The organism is Paracraurococcus lichenis (assembly GCF_030657435.1).
Classification (GTDB): Bacteria; Pseudomonadota; Alphaproteobacteria; order Acetobacterales; family Acetobacteraceae; genus Paracraurococcus; species Paracraurococcus lichenis.
Map to the genome: position 1 here is coordinate 1 of NZ_JAUTWS010000271.1, position 1,756 is coordinate 1,756.

The window sequence follows — 1,756 nt, forward strand, 5'->3', positions numbered from 1 at the left end:
GAGGCCCGCGCCCGCGCAACCTGAGCGGCTGGGACGCTCTGCGAGCGGCTCAACCGCGAGAGCGATGCCCGCTCCGCTTCGCTCAAGGGTTGCAGCGGATCCTTTTGGCGCCGTGACATTGGGTGCTTCGTCATTCAGCAGAGGCCATTATGGCACATTCCGAGGCAACTGACCCACTAGTAGTCGACGCTTAGCGCTCGGTCCCAGCGTCGGTCGGCGCTTTCTCGGCCAGCGGGCAGGCGGTGACCTGGCCCTCCCTGCGCATGGAACTCGGCCACGAGGCGCGCCGCCCTGGTCATCGGCCGCGCGGCGCAGGGATATGGCGAACGTCTCGTCACCATGGACGGCACCGCCCTCGACGTACCTGCAAGGATGCGTTCGAGGACCGAGCGACGCCGTTGGCGGGGTGTTCGTCGGCTGTTGCGGGAGGGTGCGCAAGTGCCCGCACGAACCGCGCGGTCGGGGGCGGGAGCAGCACGAAGGGGTGGACCCGCTGCGGCGAAGAGCCGCGGCGATGGCCCTGCCCCGGCAACGCCCCGGGAGGCATCTGCCTCCCGGGGTACGAGCCGGTCGAGAACCCGGAACGTCCCATCTCAAGTCGGGGGCGCCGTTGCCCCGGCGGCAGAACCAGTCAGCCAATCAGGCTGATACGACTAAACAGAAACTGGCGCACCGGAGTTGAAGACGGGGCCGGAGTTTCATCCACGGCGGGTCGGCCATCCCGGTGGGTAACTGATACGAAAGCTTACAACGGTTCCGCCTCCTGTCCTGGCAACCTCGCGACGGTGCCCAGGAGAGTGCGGCGCATTGCATGGACGGTGCCGATGAGGCGGTTGTTCTCGGCCCGCAGCGGCGTGACGACACCCGTCAGGTTGGCGACCTGATCACCGCTCCGCCGCACCAGATAGAGCCCCGCGGCACCGGACAGGCCGGTGAGGAAGGCCACCGGCGGGATCCTGGCGCCTCGCGGTTCCGTGTGCCTCAACCGCGGACGGCAGGGCCATGCGTGACAATGCCCGGGCAGCTCTGGCAGGCGCAGCCATCAGCATCCGTTGCGCAGGAGGAAGAGGCCGTCCAGCAGGTTCCGTCGTGTGTGGCTGCTCGCCGGACCCGGTGGGCGGGATCAACCGCCCGAGCAGCCGGGACTGCGCATCCGCCAGGGCCCGGCCGGAGCCGACATCCCAACCAGTACGCGATCAGCGAACGCCCATGCGCCGGTCTGCAGACGGGAAGCCACCTGCAAGCTCGCCCAAAAGGCCAGGCTCAGCCCGTCAAACCGCTGCCCTCCTCCCTTCGTCAACAGCGTCCGGGTGAGTACGGCCTGTCCGCAGCCTCTCGTCGACATGCCATGCGATGGCTGACCATACAGGCTGAGGAGGTCGGCCCTGGCGTGCCGGGGCGAACGGATATCAGCCCTCTGCTCCACGCCTGCCCGATCATCGGTGCGGGCCAACCGAGGCCGATGCCGGCACTGACTTCCTCCCCGCCCTGAAGGACTTGACGTTACCCACATCATGTTTCGCTCCTGCGTCCTGCCAGCTCGGCGCCGAGCAGCATCAGGAGCAGGCGCTGAGCGCCGAGCCACAGTGTCTGCCATCCAGGCTCGCCGTCGCCACGACGGGCCAGAAAGCCGCCAAGGCGGGCAACACCGCGGTGAAAGCCGCGCCGCGTGACGAGGTCTTCGCGCGGCACGGCGAGAGCGCTGGCCAGCAGCGCGACGGTGGCAGGGTCCTCGTCGGCCGGTGCATCGGGATCA

The 1,756-nt window shown here is 68.7% G+C and carries 2 protein-coding genes; both read right to left on the minus strand.

What is annotated here, in order from left to right:
- Positions 1-745: 745 nt before the first annotated feature.
- On the minus strand, positions 746-946 hold the full coding sequence (locus Q7A36_RS39620; protein ID WP_305109289.1) for a hypothetical protein: 201 nt from the start codon (positions 944-946) through the stop codon (positions 746-748).
- A gap of 566 nt (positions 947-1,512) precedes the next feature.
- Positions 1,513-1,756, minus strand: a 244-nt coding sequence (locus Q7A36_RS39625; RefSeq protein WP_305109290.1) for an IS4 family transposase, incomplete at its 5' end; no start/stop codon positions are given.